The sequence below is a fragment of the Brevibacillus sp. genome (assembly GCF_003521185.1).
Lineage (GTDB): Bacteria > Bacillota > Bacilli > Brevibacillales > Brevibacillaceae > Brevibacillus > Brevibacillus parabrevis.
This window is the reverse complement of the sequence record NZ_DOTK01000062.1, coordinates 1-25,196: the sequence shown is the minus strand read 5'-3', so window position 1 is coordinate 25,196 and position 25,196 is coordinate 1. Positions and strand designations below refer to the sequence as shown.

Sequence of the window (25,196 nt, the reverse complement as noted above, 5' to 3'; positions counted from 1 at the left end):
TATTCATTTATTATAACAACCAGGTACAGAATAAGGTAAGGGTTTGGAACAAAAAAAGCGCCCCGGGAGTGGGACGCTTCCATGTGTGACAATTGTTTCTTTCGCCTTACACCAACACTTTTTTGAACTCGGCAGTCAGCAGCGGGAGCACTTCGAACAGGTCGCCCACGATGCCGTAATCGGCCACCTGGAAAATAGGTGCTTCCGGGTCTTTGTTGATCGCAACGATCACTTTGGAGCTGGACATCCCGGCCAAGTGCTGGATCGCCCCGGAAATTCCGCACGCGATATACAGGTCAGGTGTGACGACTTTTCCGGTTTGCCCGATCTGCATGGAGTAGTCGCAGTAGTCGGCGTCGCAAGCGCCGCGGGATGCCCCTACAGCCGCTCCCAGCACCTCAGCCAAATCGTACAGCGGCTGGAAGCCTTCCGCGCTCTTCACGCCGCGCCCGCCGGAGATGACGACTTTCGCTTCGGACAAGTCCACTTTTCCGCTCGTTTTTCGTACGACTTCTTTCACGATCGTGCGCAAGTCTTTGATTTCCAGATCAACCGGAACGACAACAGCCGTTTTGGACGCGTCCGGCGTGCCGATTGCGATATTGTTTGGACGGATTGTGATGAAAATTTTGCCGTCCACAAATTTGCGTTGTTGGAACGCTTTTCCCGCGTAAATCGGACGAACGAACACAGGTCCTGCTTCCAGGCTTGTTACGTCGGATACGAGGCCGTAGCCGAGCTTCGCCGCTACGCGAGGAGCAACATCGCGGCCGATTGCCGTGTGGCCCAGCACGATCGCATCAGGAGAGGCAAGCTCGATCAGTTGGACAAGTGCCTGCGCATAAGCGTCAGGTGTGTACTGAACCAGTGCCTGGTGATCCGCTGTATAAACTGTGCTCGCTCCATGCTGCGCCAATACTTGCGCATGGGAAGCAGCATCTGCCCCGAATACGCCTGCAACGATTTCGCCACCTTCGGCCAATACTTGCGCTGCGGCCAACGCTTCCAGCGACACGTTGCGAAGTTGTCCGTCACGTACTTCTGTAAGTACAAGAACTTTTTTCATGGATATCCTCTCCCTCTCGCTTAGATCACTTTCGCTTCATTGCGCAACAGTTGCACCAATTCCGACGTTTGGGCCGCCAAATCGCCAGAGAGAATACGGCCAGCCTGCTTTTTCGGAGGCAGCGTCTGGTCGACAATTTGCGTCTTGGCCTGCACCGCTTCGGCTGTCAGTCCCAAATCGTCTGCACCGAGTCGATCCAACGGCTTTTTCTTCGCTTTCATGATCCCCGGGAGAGAAGGATAGCGCGGCTCGTTCAGCCCTTGCTGAGCCGTAATCAACACAGGCAAGCTAGTTTCCACCACTTCGAGATCGCCTTCCACATCGCGCTCAACACGAACGGTGGTGCCGTCCACTTCCAGCTTCACAGCAGTGGAGACGTGGTTGATTCCCAGCTCTTCCGCGAGGCGAGGTCCGCCTTGGCCTGCGCCGGAGTCAACCGCCATTTGCCCGCCGATGATGATGTCATAGCCGATTTTGTTCGCAACCGCAGCAAGCACCTTGGCGGTTGTATATTCGTCGCCAAACAAAGACTCGTCATCCACCAGGACAGCTTTGTCCGCGCCCATCGCCAAAGCGGTGCGCAGAGAGCTTTCCACTCGGTCAGGACCTACGCTGATCACCGTTACTTCGCCGCCATGTTCCTCTTTGAGCTTGATTGCTTCCTCTACCGCATACTCGTCGTAAGGATTGATGATGACTTCCACGCCATCCTCGGAAATTTGCCCGTTTTGGATCACGATTTTTTCTTCTGTGTCAAACGTCTGCTTCAACACAACCACGATTTTCATCAGGATGCCTCCTCCTTAATCGTTCCTCGTACTGGTGATGCCGCTGCTGCATGTGATTACTTGTCTGCAAACTGCGGTTTGCGCTTTTCCAAAAAGGCTGCAACGCCTTCTTTCATATCTTCTGAAGCAAAAGCTTCCCCGAATTTTTTCGCTTCCTGTTCCAAGCCTTCCGCCAAACCGACTTGCACCGTATTGTGAACCGATTGCAGGGCGAGCTTGAGCGTAACAGCGCTTTTTTGCACGATCGCCTGAGTCAGCTTTTTCACTTCATCCAGCAAAATCTCGGCCGGATAAACCGCTTCCACAAGCCCGATGCGCAAAGCTTCCTCGCCGCCAATCATCTCGGAGGTGAGAATCAGCTGGGTCGCTTTTCCTCTGCCGACCAGTCGCGGCAAACGCTGCGTTCCTCCGTAGCCCGGGATCAGCCCCAGGTTCAGCTCCGGCAGGCCGAGCTTTGCTTCCACGGCGGCAAAGCGTATATGGCAAGCCATCGCAAGTTCCAGTCCGCCACCCAGGCAAGCGCCGTTGATGGCGGCGATAATGGGCTTAGGGAATGTCTCCAGTCGATCGAACAACGCTTGACCACTTCTGGCCATCGCTTCCGCCTCGGCAGGGGCCAATTGGGTAAACTCTTTGATATCCGCTCCCGCAATGAAAAAGCGCCCTTCGCCAGTCAAAACAATCGCTTTGACGTCTGCGTTGTTTTCCAACTGGTCCAAAAGTTCACTCAATTCATCGAGCACCGCTTTGCCCAATGCGTTAGCTGGCGGGTTGCTGATCGTGACGGTAGCGACCCGATCAGCGATTTCCACATTCCAATGCGAATCCATTCCTCTCCCCCCAAACATCTATCCATATGAACAAACAGGCTATTTATGCTTTCTGAACGAACGCTCAGTCTTGCTGTTTCCATTGTAACAAACGTTCTCACACAAAAAAAGCTTTTCTTTCATTCTTTTCCCTTCATACCAAACAGGAAGAGGTTATGAATGGAATCAACATGAGAGACAAGGTCGTACTTGCACTGCTTCATGACCCAGGAAGTCGTCACTTCATCCAGCGTGCCGAAAATCATTTTGCGTGTCATTCTGACCTCCAGATCGGGGCGGAATACTCCTTGCTCCATCCCTTCCTGGATGACTTCCTCAATCAGATTGAAATATTGCTTCATCACTTTGCCGATGCCTTCGTTGATGAACGGATTGGCTTGGCGCAGTTCAATTTGCGTCACCTTTGCCAGCTCCTGGTCTTTCGCCAGTTGGCTCAGATGCGCATGCACGAGGACGTACAATTTTTGTTCAATCGTCGTCGCTTCCGAGATTCGCTTGCGGTTTTCGTCCACAAACTGTCCCATCTTTTCGTTGAACAAGGAAATCAGGATATCATCCTTGTTTTCAAAATAGAGGTATATGGTGCCGTCTGCTACCCTCGCCTCTTTTGCAATCTTCGATACCTGGGCGCTGTAATAGCCTTGTTTGGCGATTACCCGTACAGCAGCATCAATAATGGCTTGATACTTTTCCCCCGTTTTCTTTGCCATAATAACCTCCATCTTTACTCGCAGTGATGATAAAAAAATCCTGAAATGAATGATTATTCATTCATAAAAATAGTTTAATACACGAACCTGACGGTGTCAATCGCAAGTGCCGCGCGTCGAAGAGCAACGAATGCTTGTCCCTTTTCGCCCCACAAAAACGGCCGCTTCCCTCTCAGGATGCGCACCGCTTGACCCTGTCTTTCGTCAGCTTGTTTTGATCTCTTCTTGTGTTTCCCGACGCGCTTTGTCTTCTTCTTGCAGCTGCCTGCGCAACACTTTTCCGACCATCGTTTTCGGCAGCTCTGTGCGAACTTCGTACTTGCGCGGAATTTTGTAGGCGGCAAGCTTCTGGCGGCAATGCGCTTCCAATTCTTCCTCGCTCGCCTGCTTTCCGTCCTTGAAGACGATAAACGCTTTGACTGTCTCGCCGCGATACGGGTCGGGCACGCCGATCACCGCCGCTTCCTGAATCGCCGGATGCTCGAACAGCACTTCTTCCACTTCACGCGGATAAATGTTGAAGCCGCCCGCGATGATCATGTCTTTTTTGCGGTCGACGATGTAAAAATAGCCGTTCTCGTCCATGTACCCGACGTCGCCTGTCAAGAGCCAGCCATCTTTCAGGACGGCGGCAGTGTCTTCCGGCCGGTTCCAGTATCCGAGCATGACCTGCGGCCCTTTTACCGCCAGCTCCCCGATCTCGCCCTGTGGCAGCTCTTCTCCCGTAGCCGTGTCGATGATGCGGCAGTCGGTATCCGGCCAAGGCATGCCGATGCTGCCTGTGATGCTCTTTTCCCAGATCGGATTGGAATGCGTCACCGGCGAAGCTTCGGTCAGGCCGTAGCCTTCCACCAGCTTGCCTCCTGTCAGCTCCTCAAACTTGAGTTTGACCTCGATCGGCAACGGTGCCGAGCCGCTGACGCACGCGTCGATCGAAGACAGGTCGTGGTTTTTCAAGTCAGGGTGATTGATCAGCGCAATGTACATCGTCGGTGCCCCGGGGAACAAAGTCGGCTTGCGCTTGTCGATCATCTCGAAAATTTGTTTGACCTCGAATTTGGGCACGAGAATGATTTCGGCGGCAATACAGATTCCTTTGTTCATCACGGTCGTCATGCCGTAGACGTGAAACAGCGGGAGCACGCCCAAAATTCGCTCGCCGCCTTTTTTCAGCTTGTAAAGGACAGCCTGGCACTGGATCGCGTTGGCGATCAGATTGGCATGGGTCAGCATGACGCCTTTCGCCACTCCGGTAGTGCCTCCCGTGTACTGGAGCAAGGCAATGTCCTTGTCCGGATCGACGGGCACCTGGACAGGTTTGACAGCGCTTTCTTTTATGACGGAAAGAAACGGTTCCACATCGGCACCGTATGTAACCTGCGGATTGTGCCCTTGTTTCTTTTGAACCAGTGGATACAGCCATTTTTTCAGCAAGGGAAGGAAATCGCCAATACTTGTAACGAAAATGCGCTTGAGTGGAGTCGATGAGCGAACCTGCGCGACGCGTTTGTACAGCAAATCCAACGTGATGATGGTCTGTGCGCCGGAATCTTCCAGTTGATGAATCAGCTCCCGCTCGGTGTAGAGCGGATTCGTCATCACCACGGTTGCTCCTGCGAACAGCACGCCATAGTAACTGATTACAGCCTGGGGGGTGTTGGGCAGCATGATCGCCACGCGTTCGCCTTTTTGCACGCCGCGCTCTACCAACGCGTTGGCGAAACGGTAGGACAGCTCCAAAAGCTCCCGGTACGATATGGTTTTTCCCATGAAGTAGATCGCATTGTTGTCTGGGTACGACGCAGCCGACTGCACGAGAAATTGCGTCAACGGAATACGGGGGTAGTCCAGTGACGGTGCAGTTTCGGACGGGTAATTGGCAATCCAAGGCTTGGCATTTGACATGGTCATTCCCTCCATCCCTTAAATGGCCTTGCCCCTCCCCTATGATCGACATTCATAATCTCTTCCTTATCGCTATTGTATTCGAAAAATAATCAATTTTCCAATTAAAAACGTCTCCTCGCAAAAAAGACGCGCCCCTGCTCATGCGGAGTGCGTCTTCCTGCGTTTGTTTTCGCTGCGTATGTCACGGGTCATGGCTGCAAGGCGGCCTGCATTTGCTTGCGGACGCGCTCCCGCTCCGCAGTCGGAACGAGATGGTACCAGCCGACGATTCCGTTGTGCCAGATTCGTTCGTCCTGCCCGACCAGCGTATCTGTCTTGATTTTGTTCGGTGTCCCATCGCTGTAGCTAAGCAACAGGGAAGCGATCTCCTGGTCGGTAAAATCGGTTTTCACGTGCTGTCCCAAAATTTCCATCAAAGTAAACGCCTTGGAGTACATCTGTGCCGATGCTCCCTTTTGCGCCAGAGCAGCCAAAATCTCCTGCTGGCGGTTAATCCTCTGGTAGTCGCTGTCCTCTTTTCCCAGGTCGCTCTTGCGATAGCGGGCGTAGTCCAGCGCCTGTTCGCCGGAAAGCACCTGCAAGCCCGGCATCAGGTCGATGTAAGTGTCGTCCGTAGGGTCGCTGTATTTCATCCGCTTTTGGACTTGAACGGAGACGCCGCCAAGCTCGTCGACAATTTTGCGGAAGCCTTCAAAGTCTACGGATACATAGCGATCGATCTTGATGTCCAAAAAGTTTTCCAGCGACTCCTTGACCAGCTTGGGGCCGCCGAAAGCCATGGCGTGATTGACTTTGTCATGGCCTTTTCCCGGCAGTTCCATGTAGCTGTCCCTCGGGATGGAAATGAGGTAGACGGATTGCTTCGCCGGATGGACAGCAGCGAGCATCATCGTGTCAGAACGGGCGCTCTCGCCGTCGCGACTGTCCACGCCGAGCAGCATGACCACGAACGGCTTCAACGGCTCGGTTCCGGTCAGCAGATCGCGGGGCGGAGGCAGCGAGGCAGTTGCTTGCTTCGCACCGCCCGTCGTCTGTCCGCCGAGTGGCGCGTACCATTTTTCGGTCATCTGTTTGTATTGATAGGCGCTGTAACCGATGGCGAACAATGCCCCGGCCAACAGAAAGGAAAAGAAATGCAAAGCGATCTGTTTTTTGTATTGCTTCAAAAATGAAAAAAATGCCATGAAAAAGCCTCCCCCTTTGCAAGCACAGCCGCCACCTTCTTGCGTGCAGACACAAGTGGGGCTTGCTTTCCATTTTTAACCGGGGAGGCTTGATTTAAACATGCTCACAGTTTGCTGCGCGCGAAAAACCGCTTGCCAGTTCTACGCTCTTTCGAGGATCATCGCCATGCCCATGCCGCCACCGACGCACAGTGTAGCGAGTCCGCGCTTGAGCTGGCGGCGCTTCATTTCGTGCAGCAAAGTCACAACAATCCGACAACCGGTTGAACCGACCGGATGACCGAGCGAAATTCCGCTGCCGTTTACATTCGTGATCTCGCGCGGCAGCTCCAGAAGCTTTTCGACAGCGAGGTATTGAGCCGCGAATGCTTCGTTCACCTCGATCAGCTCCATATCGGCCATGGTCAGATTGGCTTTTGCCAAAGCCTTTTTCACAGCAGGAACAGGGCCGTACCCCATCAGATCAGGCTCCACGCCCGCTGTCGCCCACGAGACGATTCTGCCCAGCGGTTCGATTCCCAACTGCTTCGCCTTCGTTTCGCTCATGAGCACGACGGCAGAAGCTCCGTCGTTCAGCCCGGAAGCGTTGCCCGCGGTCACCGTGCCAGCTTCGCGGAAGCCCGGCTTCAGTTTGCCCAGGCTTTCCATCGTGACGCCTCTTCTCGGAAATTCGTCTTCGGTGACGATGATCTCGCCCGTGCGCTTGGCAATCGGCACACCGATGATCTCCTCGGCAAACAGCCCGTTGTCGATCGCGTGAATCGCATTGTGCTGGCTGCGCATGGCGATTTCGTCCTGCTCCTCGCGACTGATCTTGTACAGGTCAGCCAGACGTTCGGCCGTCTCTCCCATCAAAATTTGGTGGTGCGGGTCTGTCAACAGCTCCCACATGGCATCCGTCATCTCGCCGTGCATAAGTCTGCGGCCCCATCTCGCATTTTTCAAGACATACGGAGCGTTGCTCATGCTCTCGGTACCGCCTGCAATCACCACTTCATTTTCGCCCAGCAAAATTTGCGAGGCGCCGCTGGCGATCGCCTGCATGCCTGACGCGCATTGCCGCTGTACGGTAAAGCCTGTCACTTCCTTGCCTAGTCCGGCGTCAATCGCCGCCACTCTGGCGATGTTCGGTTCATCTGTGCGCTGTATGCAATTGCCCAAAATGACTTCGTCGATCTGCGATGCTTCGAGTCCTGCTCTGGCCATAACGGCACGGATGGACAGTTCAGCCAGCTTGCGAGCGCTTACATCTTTCAGTACACCCCCAAACGTGCCAATTGGCGTACGTCCGGCGGCAGCAATCACGACATGCTCCATTTTGTTTTCCCCTCCACTGATCGGTATTGTTTGTATGTTCTCACACAGTAGTTACAGAATGGTTCACAGCCGTATTTTTCAACAAAATCGTCACCCACTCCTCCGAATGCCGTTCTGCTTCGGCTTGAAAACCGGCCGCTTCAAAAGCGGACAGGACGGCTTCGCGATTCCAGTCAACGATTCCGGAGAGAATGACTTGACCATCCGCAGCGATCCGTTCGCGAATCAGCGGGAGGATCGAGACATTTTCATCTCCACCGATATTGACGAGAATCAGATCGGCTTGCGCGGGGAGCCTGGCTGCGACTTCTTGTTCGCTTGCGTCTCCGATGACCACCTGAACGGCTTCTTCCGGCAGATGATTGTTCGCTGTATTGACTTTTACCTGATACTCGCTTTGCGGGTTGATATCAATCGCCCAGATCGGATACTTCGCTCCGTTCAAGGCACTGAACAGCGACAAAATGCCCGAGCCTGCTCCGATATCAAAAACGGTTTTGCCCGTCACATCCATCTCTTGCAAAAGCAAAAGAATATCTTGCGTCGTTCCGTGGTAGCCTGTGCCAAACGCCGCACCCGGATCGATCCAGAGGACATGCTTGGCGTCCTTCAGCAATTGCGGGTCTGTCCACGTAGGAGCCACCCACCATTCACCGATTTGCACCTCGCGAAACTCCTCTTTCCACGATTCGTTTTCTTCCGCGACCTGCTCGATTTCCTTGAGGCTCACCTGACCGTCCCAGCGCGAGATGTACGCTCTGAGCCGGGAAACATGTTCTTTTTCGGAATCTTGCATGGGCTCAAACAAATAGGCAACGACAGGACCTTCGGTATTTTCCGCGTAATCATAACCGTTTTCTGTCGTCAAAATCTCGATTTGCGGCTCGACCCAGCCGAGCGTGTACGGGCTGCCCAACACTTCCGCCACAAACAAATCCTCTGTCGCTTGCTCTACCAACAAGGTGTATTTTAACCACATGCTCTCCATGATGAATCTTTCTCCTTCCAGGTTGTTGCGCTGCATGGCCATTTGGCTTGTTCGTTCCCGGGTTTGCCGTCAGCCTTTTCATCTGCTGTTGGCAAGTTAGCCAGGGAACATGGTATGATAATAGAATGGACTATTTTGCTTCAGGGAGGCTTACCATGTTTGACGAATTTTTTTACCGACGTCGAAAAAACAAAGGAATGCTCGGCGTGATGATTGCCTTGATCGTACTCGGAATCGGCATGTTCGCCATGGGTTTCCTCTACATGTTCTCATAGGGCGAGCGTTCCTGATTCGTGAAGTGTTTTCATTATACCCTATGAAAACCTGCTAGCCCAAGGTCTATCGCGAAAAGCTTTGGCACCAAGTTTTGTTCCGGGGTCGCTTTACTTCCCCTTGTTTACTCGATTATACTTGAGGATGTATTTTTCCTGTACGTTTGATATAGAAAGAAGGTTCACTCCATGTCGCGAATTCTCATCTCCGGGTACTACGGCTTCAACAATGCCGGAGACGATGTGGTCCTCTACGGCATCATCAGCTCTCTTAAGCGGGAACAACCAAATATCTCTCTCGCCGTTCTGTCGAACCAGCCTGATCGGACTGCGGAACTGTTCGGGATTGAAGCTTATGACCGCTGGAGCTTTGGAACCATCGTCCGTGAGCTTTCGCGAAGCGACATGCTAGTGATGGGCGGAGGGACGCTGATGCAGGACGTTACCAGTCCGCGCAGTGTTCTCTACTATTTGGGCATCGTCACCATCGCCAAGCTACTCCGCAAGCCCGTGGTCTTTTACGCTCAAGGGTTCGGACCCATTCTCAAACCGCTCAGTCGCCAGGTTATCAAGCGGGTAGTGAATCATGTCGATGTCATTACCGTGCGAGATTACGAATCGGGAGAAGACTTCAAAGCTTGCGGCGTCAAAAAAGCGCCGATTCACGTCACAGCTGATCCCGCCCTGACGATATCTCCCGAAGATATTTCGGATGCGCGTGGAAAAGAACTGCTCCACGGTCTGTTCGCTGATCCGGACAAGCCTTTGGTGGCGATCTCTGTGCGCGACTGGAAGCAGGAGCAAGCGTTCAAGCAAACCATCGCCAAAGCGGCGGACTGGTTTGTCTTGCGCGGCTGGAATGTCCTGTTTCTGCCGATGCACGTTCCCAGCGACTTGGCTCCGTCCAAGGAGATCATGGAACAGATGACCCAGCCAGGAGCACGTCTTCTCGATGCGCCCGTTACTTTTCACGATATCATGTCTGTTTTAAAACAGTGCGACTACGTCGTCGGCATGCGGCTCCACTCGCTTATTCTCGCTTGCATGCTGCGCATTCCTTTTATCGGCATTTCGTACGATCCGAAAATCGACCGCTTTGTCGAGCGCGCCGGGATGCCGAACGCCGGACACATTACCGAGCTCGACGAAGCACAGTTGCTTGCGCTGCTCGCGGAAAAAATCGACGGACTTGCTGCCGAGATTGATCTGGTAACGGAGCATTCCCGCGTGCTGGCAATTGAAGCGGCCAAAAGCAGCGAGCTGGTGCTCCAGGCGCTGCGCACATAAGGCTGACAGGAAAGGAGGACGAAGCCATGTCCTTTTCTTCACAAGTATTGCTTGGATTAAACCGACTATTCCCGCTCCCCGTCCATCCCTTCAATTTGGCGAATGACGGGGAAATGAGCTATACCGAGTGGCAATTTCAAAAAGGGGATCAAACGATTCAGTTTTTCCTCCCCTTCCACTCCCAGGAGCAAATGTTCACAGGCAAGACCGTGCTGGATATCGGCTGTGGCGGCGGGGGCAAGACCTGTTACTACGCCACTTTTGGCCCGAAAAAGATGATCGGCATCGACATCGTCCCGCACTATGCAGAGGAAGGCAATGCCTTTGCCAAAGAAAAAGGGCTGGCGGACGTCGTATCTTTCATGACAGGCGACGCCGCGCGAATGGACTTTGCGGACAACACCTTTGACACGATTATCATGAACGATGCGATGGAGCACGTTGGCGAGCCGGAAAAGACGCTGGAAGAATGCTTCCGCGTGCTCAAGCCGGGCGGCCATCTGTACATCAACTTTCCGCCTTACTACCATCCGTACGGCGCTCATTTGTCAGACGCCATCGGGATTCCTTGGGTGCACGCCCTCTTCTCCGAGCAAGCGCTGATCGACGCGTACAAAAAGCTGGTGCGTGACTTGCCAGACGGTTCTGACCGCATCTCGTTCCGCTTCGACAAGCGCCCGGACGGAAGCGATACGATTTCCTACATCAACCGGATGACGATCAAGCGTTTTCGCAACATCCAAAAAGGCGTGACACAGCCCGCTGTCTACGAACGCGAGATTCCGTTGCGCAACCAGCTCAAAGGCTTGGCGAACGTGCCCGGTTTCCGCGAGTTTTTCGTAAAAATGGTCGTCTGTGTGTATCAAAAAACCCCTTCCTCCTGAGCGGAGAAAGGGGTTTTTTCGTGTCAGCCTGTCCTATTGCGCTTTGGAGGACGGCTGCTTTTTGCGTATGAGATTGATAAAAGCGCGCAGCTTGCCACCACCCGGCAGCCAGTCCAGCTCCTTGTCCTCGATGAGCGGGATGAGCAGCAGCAGTCCCAGATAGACGACCAGCCCAACGCCAACTCCCCCTACCGTTTCGATTGCCCCGAGCAGGCGCACTTTTTCCTTGCCGGCGAGCAGCAGCCCGACAGCTTCGGTCGTACCCCAGGCAAGCAGCAGCATCAGGTTGGCGACCAGAAGCGGATAGATCGTATCGAAGCGCCAATGGATCGGAACCTGTACAAGCTTCGCGATGACGCGCATGTTGAGAATGCAGACGAAGGCGGTCGCGCACAGCCAGGACAAAGACAGTCCATCCATGCCGAACAAGGACGTGAAGACGAGCGTAGCCGCGACTTTGACGATCACGCCGTACAGCAGGTGGCGAGCCGGAATTTTCTCCTTGCCGATCCCTTGCAAGATGCCGTTTGTCGCCAGGAGCAGCGAGAGCGGGATCGCGCTGATGCCGAGAATCGCCATCGCCCGCGTCCCTTCCATATCCCCGTACAAGGCCAGGTTGGCCCCTTCCGCCACAGCAGTAAGCCCCAGACCTGCCGGCAAGCCGATCAGCCAGGCAAAGCGCAGCGACAGCTTGGTCAAGGTCGTAACCCGCTCCGTGTCTTTTTGCCGCTTCGCTTCCGCAATCGCCGGAACGATGGACAGCGCGATCGATGAGCCGAACAGGCTGGCCATTTGCAAAAGCGGGCCGCCACGGCTGTAAATGCCAAACCACGTATCTGCCGTCAATCCGTCGACATTCCAGATGTAGCGAAAAATATTGATCGCCAAAAACGAATCCGTCAGGCTGAAAATCGGAATGACGAGGGCGCTCACGCAAATCGGCCAGGCAATGCGCCACATCGAGCCGAAAAACGCGCGGTCGTACCACCAGTCCAGACGCCCCCACTCCGCGTTCGTGAACACGGAATTTTTCCGGTTATGCAGCCACATGAGCAGCGCCAGAAAACCGAGGCTGAGGAACGTGCTGATCATCGTCCCGAAATTGACTCCGGTGATCACCGTATCCGTGTCCTCGCCCAAGCGGACAAGGTACAGGGACGCTACGAGAATGAAGATCACCCGGAGCGTCTGCTCCACAATCTGCGACAGACCGACGTACAGCATCTTTTGATGTCCGTAAAAGAAGCCGCGAATCACGGCAATCAGCGGTACGAACAGCAGAGATAGCGAGATGGCGCGAATCGGCTCGATCAGATGCGGATTTCCCATCAGCTTCGCGATCAGCGGCGAGCTGGCGTACAGCAGCGCGAACAAGACGATCCCGATTCCGCCCATCATCACCATGCTGCGGGCCAAAATTTGCCCGACAGAGCCTTGCTTGCCCTCCGCAAGCGCTTCGGCAATGACTCGCGACAACGCGACGGGCACGCCCGCCGTCGCCAGGATCAGAAAGGTCAGGTAGAGCGGATATACTTCCTGGTAAAGCCCAAGACCGTTATCCCCCACAATTTCCTGGAGAGGAATCCGGTAAAACATCCCGATTACTTTTGACAAAATTCCCGCGATGGCCAAGATCAGCGCCCCTGCGAGAAAATGACTTTTTTTCAACATTGGGTAACTCCTTTTTTGCGTCACTTTGACTTGGGAACTTGCAATCGCCATAAACCCACTCTCTATCCTACTATCAATTCCTCCATCCAGCAAACAGGTATATCGATGGAATTTGGCTGGAATACTGGTGAAAAACAGATTCCATTGACTTCTTCGAATCGTCTGATGGGAAGAGCAGGAGGAAAAGGATGGCTGTAACAGGATTTTGGATTCGCCAAGTACAGTGGCCTTTGATGGAGGTAGTAAAAGAAAACCGCACGCGTCCATACATGCAGGAGCTAAAGCTCGTCCAGCACCTGTCCAAGGACATGCTGGAATGGCGGCAGCGCGAGAAGCTTGTCAAGCTGCTGGACCACGCTGTCCACAACGTCGCGGCTTACGAGCCATACCGCAGCACGTGGCGCGAGTACCGGGAAGCGCCTGAACGGTTTGTGCAAAAGCTGCCGATCCTCGACAAGACGCATTTTCGCCGCAATGCCGAGCAATATTTGAGCAAAAACATTCGCCCTGACAAGCTGATCGCCAATCGCACAGGCGGCTCCACGGGAGAACCGACCCGCTTCTACCTCGATCGCCCCACGGTCGAGCGCTACGAAGCGGCCCGTTGGCTCGGCCTGTCCTGGCACGGCATCCGTATCGGCGATCCATGTGTCATGCTCTGGGGATCTCCGCTGGAGCTGACTCAACAGCAGGCGCGGACGTATCGCTTCAAGGAGCGCTGGCTGAAAAATCGGCTGTTGCTCTCCGCCTACGAGCTGGATGAACGCAGGCTCGATACCCAGCTCAAGCTGATCCGCCGCTTTCGTCCCGCTTATTTGTACGGTTACGCTTCCGCCTTGTACACACTCTCGCAAATGATGCTGGCCAGAGGTGTGACGTTAGGGATTCCGCTGAAAGCTGTCGTGTCTACCGCAGAAAGTCTGCACGAGCACCAGCGCCGCGCGCTGGAGGCTGCCTTTGCCGCTCCTGTCGTCAACGAATACGGCGCACGGGATGGCGGCATTATCGCGTACCAATGCCAGGCTGGCAACATGCACGCTTTTTCTGAAAACAGCTATTTGGAAGTCGTCGACCCGCTCACACGGATTCCTGTGTTCCCCGGAGTTCCCGGCGCCTTGCTCGTCACAGACCTGCACAACACGTCCATGCCGCGATTGCGCTACCAGTTGGGCGATGTCGTCGCGCTCTCCGGAAAATCATGCCCGTGCCCTGTGTCGTTTCCGCTGTTGGAAACAATCGACGGCCGGGAAGACGACATGTTCATCTCGCAAAACGGCCAGTACGTTCACGGCCACTACTTCAACCATATCGTCCGCAATCTGGACAGCTTCCGCACGTTTCAAATCGTGCAGCACGAGCCGCAGCGGCTAAGCCTCCGACTCGTGAAAGAGCCGGAGCGCTTCCTGCCAGCCGACGAAGCAAGACTGCTCGCAGGGATTCGCTCGGCGCTCGGCGAGGTGAGCGTACAAGTCTCGTACGTGGAACACATCCCGCCGAGCAGCTCAGGCAAAGTTCGCTACGCCATCCGGGAATGCCCGCTTACGAGCGCCCTGCCGCCGGAGTAGAACGCTTCCGCACTTTTTGCAGCAGCTCCGATACGAGCGGTTCGCGCAGGACAGCCATCACGAGCACATAAATCAAAGCTCCGCCGCCAATTCCGATCGGCAAATACAGCCAGACGGACAAAAGCGACAGCCACGGATCGACGAGCACAATCGCGGCACCCATGATCGCGCAGGCCAAAAGTGTCTTCCCTGCGGTGGCAAGGAAGCTCGCCCGCACCGGACTGCCCACGGCTCGCCAAAGCAACAGAAACAGAAACAGCGCCTGGCAGATGGCCGACACGGCATTTGCCAGCGCAATCCCGCCGTGTCCGAGCAACGGAATCAACAGCCAGTTGGCCAGCACGTATACGCCGATTCCGATAGCCCCGATGATGACGGGTGTCTTCGTGTTTTCCAGCGCGTAAAAGGCGCGAGTCAGCAAATCGCGGGCTGCCAGGAAATACAGCCCCAGCCCGTAAAACGGCAAGGCCCAGGCAGTCAGTGCGACAGAATGCTCGTCAAAAGCTCCCCGCTCAAAAGCGAGGCGGACGACCGGCTCTGCGTACAAGGCAAGGCCCACCGTGACAGGCACGAGCAAAATGAACAGATAGGCAAGTCCTTTTTGCAAGATTTGCTTCATCTCGGTCATCTCGCCGCGTTTGACGTGACTCGCCAACAGCGGGAACAGCGGCAAAGTAAACGCGCCTACAAAAATCGCCATCGGCATCTGCACGATCTGATTCGCATTGGCAAGCGCGGAGACTACGCCTGTCCCTACCCCTTCCGCAAAGCCTCTTTCCATAAATGTCGTCGCCTGTGCCACTACGGCGCCAATCAAAATCGGAATGACGCGCTCGCCCATCCCTTTTAACGAGGCATCCTCTCTCCAGGCAAGCGACACCCGATGCGTGTAGCCAAAGTTGCGCAAGGTAGGCAGCATCGTCAGCATCGCCGCCAAATAACCGATGCTTGTCGCAATCGCCAGGCCAACTGACCCGTAGATCGGAACGAGAATGTACATCCCGATGATGACCAAGGCTCCGTTCGCTACCGTGCCCAAAGTCGGCGTGAAAAAATGCTGGTGCGCATTGCACAAGCTCGACCACAATCCAGTCAAGCCGATAAAAATGGCGGAAGGCCACATCCACTGAAGCATCTCGGCTGTCAGCTCCAGCTTTTCCCCGGACAGGCCGAACATCGCTGCCAACTGATGGGAGAAAGCGACACCCAACAGCGCCAGCAGTGTGAATATTCCCAGAATGATCGCGAGCATTTTGTGGTACAGCTCACTGGTCGGCTCTTTCTTTTCAAGCAAACCGCGCATCGTCGGAATCAGCACGGCATTGACTGCGCCGGGTACAACCAGAAACAGCGTCAAAGGGATCGTCGCTGCGATGTTAAACGCATCTGCCTCCATCCCTGTGCCATACAAGTTGGAGACGTATACGCTGCGAAAAAATCCCAGCAGCCTTCCCACGAGCGTCAGCACGACGATCATGGAGGCAATTCTCAACAAACTCATGACCCAATTCTCCTATCCCTCGTTCAAAACAATGGTGTCCGTCGCATAGACAGCAATCGGGCACAGCCTGTTTTTCGTTCGTGAAAATTTCATAGAGCTTTTGCGAATCGCTCCAGCTCAAACACACCTGTTATCATATCTTATTTCTAGCTTTCCTACCAACCTCTTTCCCGCCAGCTTGCTTGCAGGTTGCCAGATTCATTATAATGGGTAGGTTAATCCCTGCCTGTAGGAGGACTACAAACAAAATGAGAGAAACCGTTGTGAAGTGGGGAAGCCAATCAACCACGTGGTTGTATCTGCTGTTGGCCTATCCGGTAATCGACTATGTCTTGCGAAAGATTCTACCGATTCCAGTCGTTTCGTCTTTTTGGGATGAAGCGTTGCTCATCATCTTGATGGTGTTTACGTTCGGCGCTTTTTTGCAAACGAACCGGACGATGCCTGGAATCAAACATTTGCTCAGCGCCTTCTTCGTCCTCGGCCTTGCCTTGATGGTAACGGACATGGCGAACTGGGAAGCCAGCGTGGAAGGATTCCGCTCTGTCTACCAGTACATCATCGCCTTTTTGATGGGCTTTTATTTGTTGAAGTCCGTTGAAGACCTGGACAAATTTATGAAGGTTCTCGCCCTGATCGGCTTTTTGGCCGCGCTCGTCGGCGTCATGCAGGTCGCCCTCGGCGTCAAAACGCCCGAATCATGGGTACAGGAAGGCGAAGCCATTACGACTCGCGCCTTTTCGTTCGTAACCAGTCCAAACGTGTTGGGCAGCTACATGGCTTTGATCGTACCAGTAGCGGCCGGACTGTTCGTCCAGTCGAAGGGGCTGTGGAAAAAAGGGCTGTGGGCCGTCGTCACTCTGGCGACACTTGCCGCGCTGCTTTTGACCGGATCGCGTGGAGCCTGGTTTGCGCTTGCGTTTGCGATGTTCATCTGCTTCTACATATGGAACAAACGAATTGCAGGCTATCTGGTGCTTGCAGGTGTCATCGGGCTTGTCGCTCTGTTTTTCGTGCCGGAGTCCGTTCCGATGGTTGGAACGATCAAAAACCGGATTTTCACGCTGTTCACACCTGAATACTTCGAGTCGAGCAGCCAGGGAGGCCGTGTAGGCCGCTGGGGCGAAGCGTATGACAAAATGCGCATCGAGCCGCTGTTCGGGGTCGGTCTCGGCCATCACGGCGGGGCAGTAGCCTCCCGACATTTTGGCACGATTTACTCCGACAGCTATTTCTTCAAAAGCTTGGCTGAGTACGGTCTGATCGGCATCATCCTCTGGATCGGTCTGGTCGTCTCCATGCTGAAGTACGGAGCGGGACTGATTCGCAAGCTGATCGGATCGCCGCACTTTTTCACAGTGCTTGGCCTGTTTGGCGGGTTGATTGCGGTCGCGACGCACAACCTCGTGGAAAACATTTTCGAGGTGCCGTTCATGGCCCTCTATTTCTGGCTGTTTGGCGGCTTCCTCTGCGCTTTGTACGTCGACCAAACACAAAACAAAAGGTGGTGAACCCATGCGCCGCAATCCTATTCTCTCTACAATAAGCTGGGCGCTGTACGCCATTGCCCTGTTTTTGATTTACCATCTGCTCGTCAAGCCTGCGTTCCTTGACCTGAGCTGGATCGCTTTGCTGATTTTCTTGCCGCTGCTCGCGTTTTGCTACTACGTGATTCACCCGTCGGAGCGGCGACAGGTGCTTGTGTTCACCGTCGGCTTTTTGCTGCTGGACCGCGCCTTGACCCGCGTCGACGTGAAAACGACGGCTGCTCTGCTCATTGGCGGCGCTGTCGCCATCATCGTGATTGCCCTGCTCGTCAAATGGTACGGCCGTTTGAGCTGGCGCGCTGTCGCTCCGCTCGTCCTGATCGCGGTGCTGGCCAACGTCACGTTCAACCGCTATACGTTGCCGGCACTCAGCCACTTTACCGTTCAGTACGAATCAAGCCGGATGTACAACGGCGACTGGGTAGACTACTTCCCGATGACCTTGTACGACGTCGATGGCGACGGAAAAATGGAGATTGTCACCTACGGCAATGCCGAAGAACTACCGCTGCCGGAAAAGGTCGAGAAGCCGGAAACAGAAGAAGAGAAAAAAGCAATGGCGGAAAAGCTGCGCCATTTGCAGGCGGAACCTGTGTCGCTCTATGTGATGTCCTGGAAAGACGGCCAAATAGTCCGGATGAAAAACGACCAGATTCCAGCCGAAACGATGGAGCGGATCAAGGAAAACTTGCCAACAGACTACCCTGGCTTCCCGTATTACACGATGAAAGACGACAAGCTCGTTCCAAACGTGCAGAGACAGCCATACTCGGAAGCCATGATGCAAGCCGGTACGACGGCACACCGCGCTTTTGTGCTCGATCTGAACAACATCGCCAACATGCTTGAGACAAACAAAGGCAGCATGGACGTGCGCCATGAGCTGGGAAGCAAATTCAAAGACTTGCATATTACAAACGGCATGCTGACAGGCACATACGAAGGCAAGCCATTTGGCGGCTCTACCAAAGCAACCAAGTTGCTGACCACCATGAACTTGCCGGATGGCCGTGAAGGGCTGATCGTCATTGGCGAGCATTTGAGCGTGCTGGCTGTTGAGCCGGACGGCACACTCACCGAAGCTTATCAATTGACCCGCAAGCAGGCCGAGCTTGCCACCGGAGAGTTCATTCCGGCTGACATCGACCACGACAAGGTGGACGAGCTGCTCGTAGCTGGCAGACCTTCGTACATTTTGAAACCGAAAGCGGATGGCACCTGGGACATTCTCTGGGCCAGCGACGAAAAGGACAAGAGCTTCCGCTTCTCCAACTTCGCTGCGGTCGGCACCGACCAGACGCCCGAGATCGTCGCCAAAGCGCGCAGCTGGATCAGCACGACCGATGCACGCTATCTCTCCGGCTACGACTATACGCCAGAGGGCTTGAAGGAAAACTGGCGCATTTACTTGCCGCTGATCAACGTCCAGATCGGAGATATCGACGGCGACAAGCAAAACGAGATCGTCGCTTCGCTGGAAAATTCGCATCGCATTCTCGTGTTCAAGCAGCACAACATTCCGGTATTCGCGTTGACCATCGCCCTGTTTGCCGGTCTGCTCGTATACGGGGTTGTAAGGAGGGTTCGCCATGCGTAAACGCACAAAAGCATGGGCATTGCTCGCTGCCATCTGCACGGCTTCCATGCTCGGCGGTTGCACGTACGAGTCGGGAACGAAAGCTTTTACCACTACCAACTTCGATACGAAGCCAGAGCAGACGACGACCGCGCAGACCGAATCGGCCGCAGAATGGCTGAAAACCGCTTTGGAAAAAGGAAAAACGGAAAAAGACGCGCAAGCTTTCTGGTACAAAGGATACGTGATCAACCGGATTCTCTCCCGCTCCACGACAAGCATGTTCGACGGAGCCGTCCTCACCGACAAAGGCTACAATGTCGGCACGCGCATCGCGGCACAGCCGTACACGTACTACCGGATCGGCGACAAACGCTACATCCGTTCCAACGACTACTGGGTGACTGCTCCGGACGAGCCGCTGGAATTTGACGTACTGAAAGGCTTCGAGGACTGGCTGCCTTTCATGGATCGGGCTGTGCAGCTTCCTGACGAAAAAGCGATTGGCGTCGTCTCCGTGCCGTTCCAAGTCAAAATGACTGGCGCCGAGTGGCTGGCGAAAAGTCAAAGCCCGCTGTTTGAGCCGCTGAAAAAGCTGGTCGGCGATCGCCCTGACCTCGAATACATTTTGAAAGAATCGACCATCAAAGCGACATTCTGGTTCGGCAAGGAAGACCGGCTGATTCATCAGTACGAGACGTGGATCATCCTGCCGTTGCCGGAAGCCGGGACGATGGACCAGCAAGTGAAGTTCAACCTGTACAAGTACGGCGATACAGGCGGCATCAACATCAAGGAACCGGAAGAAGTGGAGAAATACTTGCTCTACTAGAAAGCCCGGCTCCCGTCAAACGGCTAAAGGCCCATGACCACTTGCGGCCACGTCCGCTTTTAGCCAAAACAACGAAGCGTTTGGCACAGAAAAAGAGCCTGCTGCGAAGAAATTTCGCGGCAGGCTCTTTCGTTTACATTCCCGCACCACCCACTGAGCTTTTCGCGCTTGCCAGCACCAGGCTGTAGACGAAGGCAACTGCTGAGCATATGCCCATCGCCCAATAAAGCGCAGCGCCCCCGCTTTGCTGAAACAGCCAGCCGCCCAGCAGCGAACCGATGATGCCCGATATGCCGAAAAACAAAACGGCCAATACGGTTTGTCCGGTCGCTCTCCATTCTTCCGGGATGATTTTGTACAAGTATTGAATCGTCGCGGTGTAAAAAATGACGAACGTGACGCCTTGCGTCAGTTGCAAGTAGACCACCCATTCCGGTGAAGGTGCCAGTGCGCACAGCACGTAGCGAATAGCGTACAGCGCCGATGCGAGCATAATCAGCCTGATTTCGCTCCAGCGGGCCAAAATCCGCGCACTGATCGCGAAAAACGCCACTTCGCTCACCGCTGCCAAAAACCACGCCTGCCCGACATCTCCGGTCGTGCCTCCCAAGCTTTGCACGTACACGCCGAGAAAGCTGTCATTCGTCCGGTGCGGAGTCGCTGCGATCAGCACGAGGAGAAAGAATCGCTGCGTCTTCGGATAGAGGAAAAATCGCTTTAGCTCCGGCCAGGACAACGGTTTGCTGCTCGCCGGAGCATCCTTCATCGCCAACGCGCACAAATAGGCAAGCACGCCGTAGCCGACAAACAGCCAGACAAGCTGTTCCATCCCCAATCGGTCGAGCGTCCAGCCGATGAACAAAGACGCTGTAGCGTAGCCGACTGCGCCAAATGTGCGAATGGAGCCAAAGCTTGTGCGATGCTGCTCAGCCATCCGATAGTTGAGACTCTCTGTCAAAGGATCGGTCGGCAACAGGAAAAAATACATGGCGCCTACGAGCAAAAACAACGCGAAAAACGGAGTCGTCGTAAACAACGCAATTCCTGAAACGATGGATAAGCCCAGCGTGACGAGAATGACCCGCTTGATCGTTTTCGTCCGGTCGCTGACCATCCCCCAAAACGGCTGCGACAAAATGCCGATAAAGGAACCTGCTCCAATCAACACGCCGATTTGTGCCGGCGTAACACCGCGAAAGCTCAAATAAACTGGTAAAAAGGAAATAAAAATCGACAGCAAGGAAAAGTAAAAGAAATTGTACGCCCGCAAACTAAGCAAAGATGTATTCACGTTCCACCTCGTTTTTGTCCCAGAATGAAAAATAGCCCCGCAGCCTGTTCCTGGCTCCCGGGGCATGGGGTCAACGTTATCTGGTCAGCAGCTCATTCATCAGGTCGGCCAACTGTCTTGCCTGCTCGCGGCGCTCGTACGGCTTGACTCGCTCGGCAAAGTCCGCTCCGCGCTCTGCCTCGCCTTTTGCCTGACTGCTGTTTTCCTTCCATTCCCGATACAGCTTCCAATAAGCTTCTTTGATCGCATCCTTCTGTTCCGGATCGGCTACTTGGCCGAGACGGAAATTCTCGATAATCTCCGTCGCCTCTCCCGCCTTGTTCAAGGCGAGTATCGGATTGCCGATGCCCATGTACTCGTAGAGCTTGCCCGGGATGTACGCCCCGGCATCACTCGACACATCCCCGATCAGCAAAAGGGCGTCGGCGCTTTTCATCAATCCGAGCGCTTCCTTGTGCGGCAAATTTCCCAAGACGCGCACGATGTCGCCCAGTTCGAGCGCCTTCACGCAGTCCCGGTTCTCCGAATAGCCGGGATAGTCAAACACGCCTGCAAAGCTGAGCATCAGCTCTTGCCTGTCCACCTTGCCTTCGTCGATCAGCTCGCGGATTGCTTGCAAGAGTAGCCGCGGATTGCGCTTTTGATACAAAATGCCCGCGTAGACAGCGTGGAATTTGCCGGGAGCCGCGTGACTTGGAGCAAGCCCTTGGAAATCGCCCTGATCGAAGCCGTTGTAGATCAGCTCCATCCGTTTGATTCGCTCCTGGTGCTTCTTGCGGAAGTTTTCGGCAAAAGTCGCCGTTACTGTCGTAATCGCATCCGTTTTTGCCATTACTCGCGCTTCCATCCGCTCTTCCAGACGTTCGCGCCACGGAATACCCGAAGTGTGCATGTTTTGCGTCCACGGATCGCGGAAGTCTGCCACCCATTTGCAGCCAAATTCGTCGGCAAGCTTTTCGGCAATCAGATGGTTGGTAACAGGCCCGGAGGTGGAGAAAATCATGTCGATTTTTTCCTGACGCATGATTTCCCGCCCGAGCTTGAGCGCATTGGGCAGCCAAAGAATTTGATCGTCCGGGATCAACAAGTACGGCTTGACCTTTTTCAGGACGTTCACGATCTGCTTTTTGACCTGCGCTTTCAACGATGGACGCGCGCCGGTGTTTGCCACGGCAGTCGAGCCGCTCCCGCTTGCCGCAGCAGCTTGTCCTCTGCCCGGCAACAGCTTCCACTCTTTCGCCCGATGAATGCTGACGTCAGCCGGAAGCTGGGTCAAAAGCGTTGGATCAAGCGTTGCATGGTAAGTCGGATCGACGGTAAGCACGTGCACGTTCCAGCCGAACTCCCCCAAATATTTGGCCATTTTCAGCGGCCGCGGCACCCCTCCGCCCCCGATGGGAGGAAAAATGTAGCATATGATCAAAACGTTATGCGCCTTCATGTATGTAACCGTCCTTCTCGTTTTTACGTTTTCCATCCTAAACGATACCACAAGTGCTGTCTTATTGCGAATCTATCAGCCATCTGCTATAGTGAGAATGGCTTTGGTTAAACCTTCGACAGAGGTTTTCTTACTAAGATTCGGGTGAAATTACATGAGCAAACTACGAGTCCTCCACGTGATTGGCGGGGGGGAATTTGGCGGTGCGGAACAACATATTCTCAATCTGGTCTCCACGTTTCCTGCGGAAGAAGTCGACGTTGCTGTCGTCTGCTTCTACGATTCGCTCTTTGCCAAAAAGCTGAGGGAAGCTGGCATCAACGTGATTGCGTTAAACCAGTTCGGGCGATTTGACATTCGTCTGCTACAAGCTTTGCGGCAGACTTTTCTTTCGTTTGGTCCAGCGATCATCCATACGCACGGAGTGAAGGCCAACTTTTTTTCCCGGCTTGCCGCGCTTGGCATGAATGTACCGCTATTGACTACGGTGCACAGTGCGCTGCGCTTCGACTATGCGGGCACGCTGGCGTACGCGATTGTCAGCCTGATGGAACGGAGCACGCGCCACTGGAATCGGCATTACATCGCTGTCAGCGGCGCCATTGCCGACGATTTGCGCGCGCAGGGCGTGAAAAATTCCCAGCTCAGCGTCATCTACAACGGCATGGACTTGTCTCCTTATCAGCAAGATATGCTGCGTGAAGCGGACCGCAAACGTTTTCGCGCGGAATGGAACGTGCCTGAGGACGCCTTTTTGTTCGGAACCGTAGCGCGATTTGTTCCGGTCAAAGGACTGCCGATCCTGCTCGACGCCTTCCATACTTTTGCACAGAACAACGGCAATGACGCTTATTTGGTCATGATCGGCGATGGCCCGGAACGTCCACTGCTGGAAGCAAAGGCGCAAGAGTTGGGCCTCGTGGATCGCGTCCGGTTCGCCGGGTTTCGTCAGGACATCCCTTCCTGCTTGCATGCGATTGATGGTTTTGTTCATTCTTCCTTGTATGAAGGGCTGGGCTACACGCTCATCGAAGCGATGGCATCCAAGGTGCCTGTCGTCGCCAGCAATGTCGGCGGCGTGAAAGAGTTCGTCTTCCAGGAGCGCACAGGCTTGCTCGTCGAGCCAAACGATCCTGCCGCTCTGTCCAAAGCGATGGAGCGAATCTGGACCGAGCCTGCACTGCGGGAGACATTGGTGCAAAACGCCCTGGAAAAAGTCGAGGCAACCTTCACCATCCAGCAGATGACCGCTGACATTTTGACGCTTTATCGCAAGCTGTTGAACAACTGAAAGCACGGATGCCCTGCACAGGCGCTTCCCGTGCTTTTTTGGCTGCAACCTGAAAGTAAAAACTGTTTGAAGAATCTGTATTCATGGTTGCCTCCAGAGGGACAATCTGGTTACATAGAACTGGGACGATTTTGAATCGCACGCGAAAGGATGAAACCAAACATGAAACTTTTTCTCTCCGTAGATATGGAAGGCATTTCCGGCATCGTAGACACCAGCTACATCAATCCTGATTCGGGTGTGAACTACCAGCGCGGCCGTCAGTTCATGACGGACGATGCGAATGCCGTCATCGAAGCGGCCCTCGCCAGCGGCGTGACGGAAATCGTCGTCGCGGACAGCCACAACACGATGAACAACATTTTGTGGGAAAAGCTGCACCCGAAAGCTCGTCTGCTCGCTGGCTCCCCTCGCGACTGCTCCATGATGCAAGGTTTGGACGCAAGCTTTGATGCCGCCATGTTCATCGGCTACCACACCCGTCAAGGGGTTCCTGGCGTGCTCAGCCACACCATGTCTGGTGTCGTCCGCAATTTGTACATCAACGGACGAATCGTAGGCGAATTTGGCTTTAACGCTGCTGTAGCAGGCTTGTACAACGTTCCGGTCGTCATGGTGTCCGGCGACAATCTCATTGCCAAAGAAGCGTCTGAGCTGATCCCTGGCATTCATACCGCCATCGTCAAGGAAGCGGTATCGCGCACAGCTGCTATCTGTCTGTCGCGTGGAGAAGCGTCTGCTACCTTGCAGGAGCAAACGAAGCTCGCTTTGGGCAACATCTCCTCGATTGCTCCGTTCATCAACACCACCCCGCTGGAGATGGCGATGGAATTTTCCCATGCCGGCCAAGCGGAAATGGCAGCGATTGTTCCTGGCACCCGCTACGAGACGGCGACAAATACTGTCTATTACAGCACGGAAGACCCGCAAGATTTGTACAAAACGATGCGGGCCATGCTGAACCTCGCTTCCGAAGCAGAATTTTTCTAGGAAGCGGCACTCGTCCATCAGACGCACAAAAAGGCAGGGCAATCACGCCGTGCCTTTTTTGCCTGAGCACTGTGCTCATTTTGCGCTTAAACTTCGGCTGCGCTTTCGCTTTTGTCCCCTGGCTGTTTCGCATCCCGCTGTTGGACGCCTTGGAGCCGGGGCCAGTGGACAAAGCGTGTGGGACAGATGACACTGCCTCGCAAAAAAAGGCGAATGCCAGCACAAACGTTACGCGCAATCGAGTAGGAGGGGGCGAC

Annotated in this window: 20 protein-coding genes; 8 read left to right on the top strand and 12 right to left on the bottom strand. The window is 54.5% G+C overall.

Features of this window, described 5'->3' with window-relative positions; translation table 11 throughout:
* Positions 1-106: 106 nt before the first annotated feature.
* The 8 genes from DEP07_RS18865 to DEP07_RS18830 all read right to left on the bottom strand — a co-directional run bounded on the left by DEP07_RS18865 (position 107) and on the right by DEP07_RS18830 (position 8,791).
* The gene (locus tag DEP07_RS18865) at positions 107-1,066 is read right to left on the bottom strand and encodes an electron transfer flavoprotein subunit alpha/FixB family protein (protein ID WP_063227200.1); all 960 of its coding nucleotides are present in this window, start codon (positions 1,064-1,066) and stop codon (positions 107-109) included.
* Positions 1,067-1,086: 20 nt separating this feature from the next.
* A complete protein-coding gene (locus DEP07_RS18860) occupies positions 1,087-1,854 on the bottom strand; it encodes an electron transfer flavoprotein subunit beta/FixA family protein (protein WP_063227201.1) in 768 nt (255 codons plus the stop codon).
* Between the two features lie 56 nt (positions 1,855-1,910).
* On the bottom strand, positions 1,911-2,684 hold the full coding sequence (locus DEP07_RS18855) for an enoyl-CoA hydratase (protein ID WP_287102889.1): 774 nt from the start codon (positions 2,682-2,684) through the stop codon (positions 1,911-1,913).
* 119 nt (positions 2,685-2,803) lie between these two features.
* Entirely contained in the window at positions 2,804-3,394 is a 591-nt protein-coding gene (locus DEP07_RS18850) for a TetR/AcrR family transcriptional regulator (protein ID WP_287102887.1), read from the bottom strand.
* A gap of 204 nt (positions 3,395-3,598) precedes the next feature.
* The gene (locus DEP07_RS18845; RefSeq protein ID WP_217021959.1) at positions 3,599-5,299 is read right to left on the bottom strand and encodes an AMP-binding protein; all 1,701 of its coding nucleotides are present in this window, start codon (positions 5,297-5,299) and stop codon (positions 3,599-3,601) included.
* 191 nt (positions 5,300-5,490) lie between these two features.
* A complete protein-coding gene (locus DEP07_RS18840) occupies positions 5,491-6,486 on the bottom strand; it encodes an LCP family protein (protein ID WP_122963177.1) in 996 nt (331 codons plus the stop codon).
* 141 nt (positions 6,487-6,627) lie between these two features.
* Positions 6,628-7,803: a thiolase family protein gene (locus DEP07_RS18835; protein WP_287102886.1), complete on the bottom strand. Its 1,176-nt coding sequence runs from the start codon at positions 7,801-7,803 to the stop codon at positions 6,628-6,630.
* 40 nt (positions 7,804-7,843) lie between these two features.
* Positions 7,844-8,791 carry a 50S ribosomal protein L11 methyltransferase gene (locus DEP07_RS18830; protein WP_217021958.1) on the bottom strand — a complete coding sequence of 316 codons (948 nt, stop codon included), beginning with the start codon at positions 8,789-8,791 and terminating at the stop codon, positions 7,844-7,846.
* A 461-nt stretch (positions 8,792-9,252) separates the two neighbouring features.
* Here DEP07_RS18830 and csaB point away from each other — a divergent pair, with 461 nt between their 5' ends.
* A complete protein-coding gene (gene csaB / locus DEP07_RS18825; protein WP_122963175.1) occupies positions 9,253-10,350 on the top strand; it encodes a polysaccharide pyruvyl transferase CsaB in 1,098 nt (365 codons plus the stop codon).
* Between the two features lie 26 nt (positions 10,351-10,376).
* Complete coding sequence (locus DEP07_RS18820; protein WP_122963174.1) at positions 10,377-11,234, top strand: class I SAM-dependent methyltransferase; 858 nt, start codon at positions 10,377-10,379, stop codon at positions 11,232-11,234.
* Positions 11,235-11,267: 33 nt separating this feature from the next.
* Here DEP07_RS18820 and DEP07_RS18815 read toward each other — a convergent pair whose 3' ends face one another.
* Positions 11,268-12,905: a polysaccharide biosynthesis protein gene (locus DEP07_RS18815; protein WP_122963173.1), complete on the bottom strand. Its 1,638-nt coding sequence runs from the start codon at positions 12,903-12,905 to the stop codon at positions 11,268-11,270.
* A 188-nt stretch (positions 12,906-13,093) separates the two neighbouring features.
* On the opposite strand from DEP07_RS18815, the gene DEP07_RS18810 reads away from it, so the two are divergent.
* The gene (locus DEP07_RS18810) at positions 13,094-14,470 is read left to right on the top strand and encodes a phenylacetate--CoA ligase family protein (RefSeq protein WP_173596230.1); all 1,377 of its coding nucleotides are present in this window, start codon (positions 13,094-13,096) and stop codon (positions 14,468-14,470) included.
* Here DEP07_RS18810 and murJ read toward each other — a convergent pair.
* On the bottom strand, positions 14,445-15,971 hold the full coding sequence (gene murJ, locus DEP07_RS18805) for a murein biosynthesis integral membrane protein MurJ (RefSeq protein WP_287102883.1): 1,527 nt from the start codon (positions 15,969-15,971) through the stop codon (positions 14,445-14,447). The genes DEP07_RS18810 and murJ overlap by 26 nt on opposite strands.
* Positions 15,972-16,219: 248 nt before the next feature.
* Here murJ and DEP07_RS18800 point away from each other — a divergent pair, with 248 nt between their 5' ends.
* From DEP07_RS18800 to DEP07_RS18790, 3 genes are read left to right on the top strand one after another with little or no spacing between them, the layout of a single operon-like run.
* Positions 16,220-17,482 carry an O-antigen ligase family protein gene (locus DEP07_RS18800; RefSeq protein ID WP_122963170.1) on the top strand — a complete coding sequence of 421 codons (1,263 nt, stop codon included), beginning with the start codon at positions 16,220-16,222 and terminating at the stop codon, positions 17,480-17,482.
* Between the two features lie 4 nt (positions 17,483-17,486).
* Positions 17,487-19,115 carry a hypothetical protein gene (locus DEP07_RS18795; RefSeq protein ID WP_173596228.1) on the top strand — a complete coding sequence of 543 codons (1,629 nt, stop codon included), beginning with the start codon at positions 17,487-17,489 and terminating at the stop codon, positions 19,113-19,115.
* Complete coding sequence (locus DEP07_RS18790; protein ID WP_122963168.1) at positions 19,108-19,926, top strand: hypothetical protein; 819 nt, start codon at positions 19,108-19,110, stop codon at positions 19,924-19,926. Before DEP07_RS18795 ends, DEP07_RS18790 begins: the two co-directional genes overlap by 8 nt.
* A 133-nt stretch (positions 19,927-20,059) precedes the next feature.
* Here DEP07_RS18790 and DEP07_RS18785 read toward each other — a convergent pair whose 3' ends face one another.
* Complete coding sequence (locus DEP07_RS18785; RefSeq protein WP_173596226.1) at positions 20,060-21,217, bottom strand: MFS transporter; 1,158 nt, start codon at positions 21,215-21,217, stop codon at positions 20,060-20,062.
* 76 nt (positions 21,218-21,293) lie between these two features.
* Positions 21,294-22,658 (bottom strand): glycosyltransferase family 4 protein, encoded by a 1,365-nt coding sequence (locus DEP07_RS18780; protein WP_287102882.1) that lies wholly within the window; start codon positions 22,656-22,658, stop codon positions 21,294-21,296.
* A 154-nt stretch (positions 22,659-22,812) separates the two neighbouring features.
* Between DEP07_RS18780 and DEP07_RS18775 the strand changes: the two genes are divergently transcribed.
* Together DEP07_RS18775 and DEP07_RS18770 are read left to right on the top strand one after the other, a co-directional pair.
* Positions 22,813-23,949 (top strand): glycosyltransferase, encoded by a 1,137-nt coding sequence (locus DEP07_RS18775; RefSeq protein WP_287102881.1) that lies wholly within the window; start codon positions 22,813-22,815, stop codon positions 23,947-23,949.
* Positions 23,950-24,111: 162 nt separating this feature from the next.
* Complete coding sequence (locus DEP07_RS18770; RefSeq protein WP_287102880.1) at positions 24,112-24,939, top strand: M55 family metallopeptidase; 828 nt, start codon at positions 24,112-24,114, stop codon at positions 24,937-24,939.
* Positions 24,940-25,196 lie beyond the last annotated feature (257 nt).

Excerpts from the sequence above, each read along its gene's own strand:
- DEP07_RS18865 (WP_063227200.1), bottom strand. The coding sequence starts at position 1,066 with ATGAAAAAAGTTCTTGTACTTACAGAAGTACGTGACGGACAACTTCGC.
- DEP07_RS18860 (WP_063227201.1), bottom strand. The coding sequence starts at position 1,854 with ATGAAAATCGTGGTTGTGTTGAAGCAGACGTTTGACACAGAAGAAAAA.
- DEP07_RS18855 (WP_287102889.1), bottom strand. The coding sequence starts at position 2,684 with ATGGATTCGCATTGGAATGTGGAAATCGCTGATCGGGTCGCTACCGTC.
- DEP07_RS18850 (WP_287102887.1), bottom strand. The coding sequence starts at position 3,394 with ATGGCAAAGAAAACGGGGGAAAAGTATCAAGCCATTATTGATGCTGCT.
- DEP07_RS18845 (WP_217021959.1), bottom strand. The coding sequence starts at position 5,299 with ATGTCAAATGCCAAGCCTTGGATTGCCAATTACCCGTCCGAAACTGCA.
- DEP07_RS18840 (WP_122963177.1), bottom strand. The coding sequence starts at position 6,486 with ATGGCATTTTTTTCATTTTTGAAGCAATACAAAAAACAGATCGCTTTG.
- DEP07_RS18835 (WP_287102886.1), bottom strand. The coding sequence starts at position 7,803 with ATGGAGCATGTCGTGATTGCTGCCGCCGGACGTACGCCAATTGGCACG.
- DEP07_RS18830 (WP_217021958.1), bottom strand. The coding sequence starts at position 8,791 with ATGGAGAGCATGTGGTTAAAATACACCTTGTTGGTAGAGCAAGCGACA.
- csaB (WP_122963175.1), top strand. The coding sequence starts at position 9,253 with ATGTCGCGAATTCTCATCTCCGGGTACTACGGCTTCAACAATGCCGGA.
- DEP07_RS18820 (WP_122963174.1), top strand. The coding sequence starts at position 10,377 with ATGTCCTTTTCTTCACAAGTATTGCTTGGATTAAACCGACTATTCCCG.
- DEP07_RS18815 (WP_122963173.1), bottom strand. The coding sequence starts at position 12,905 with ATGTTGAAAAAAAGTCATTTTCTCGCAGGGGCGCTGATCTTGGCCATC.
- DEP07_RS18810 (WP_173596230.1), top strand. The coding sequence starts at position 13,094 with ATGGCTGTAACAGGATTTTGGATTCGCCAAGTACAGTGGCCTTTGATG.
- murJ (WP_287102883.1), bottom strand. The coding sequence starts at position 15,971 with ATGAGTTTGTTGAGAATTGCCTCCATGATCGTCGTGCTGACGCTCGTG.
- DEP07_RS18800 (WP_122963170.1), top strand. The coding sequence starts at position 16,220 with ATGAGAGAAACCGTTGTGAAGTGGGGAAGCCAATCAACCACGTGGTTG.
- DEP07_RS18795 (WP_173596228.1), top strand. The coding sequence starts at position 17,487 with ATGCGCCGCAATCCTATTCTCTCTACAATAAGCTGGGCGCTGTACGCC.
- DEP07_RS18790 (WP_122963168.1), top strand. The coding sequence starts at position 19,108 with ATGCGTAAACGCACAAAAGCATGGGCATTGCTCGCTGCCATCTGCACG.
- DEP07_RS18780 (WP_287102882.1), bottom strand. The coding sequence starts at position 22,658 with ATGAAGGCGCATAACGTTTTGATCATATGCTACATTTTTCCTCCCATC.
- DEP07_RS18775 (WP_287102881.1), top strand. The coding sequence starts at position 22,813 with ATGAGCAAACTACGAGTCCTCCACGTGATTGGCGGGGGGGAATTTGGC.
- DEP07_RS18770 (WP_287102880.1), top strand. The coding sequence starts at position 24,112 with ATGAAACTTTTTCTCTCCGTAGATATGGAAGGCATTTCCGGCATCGTA.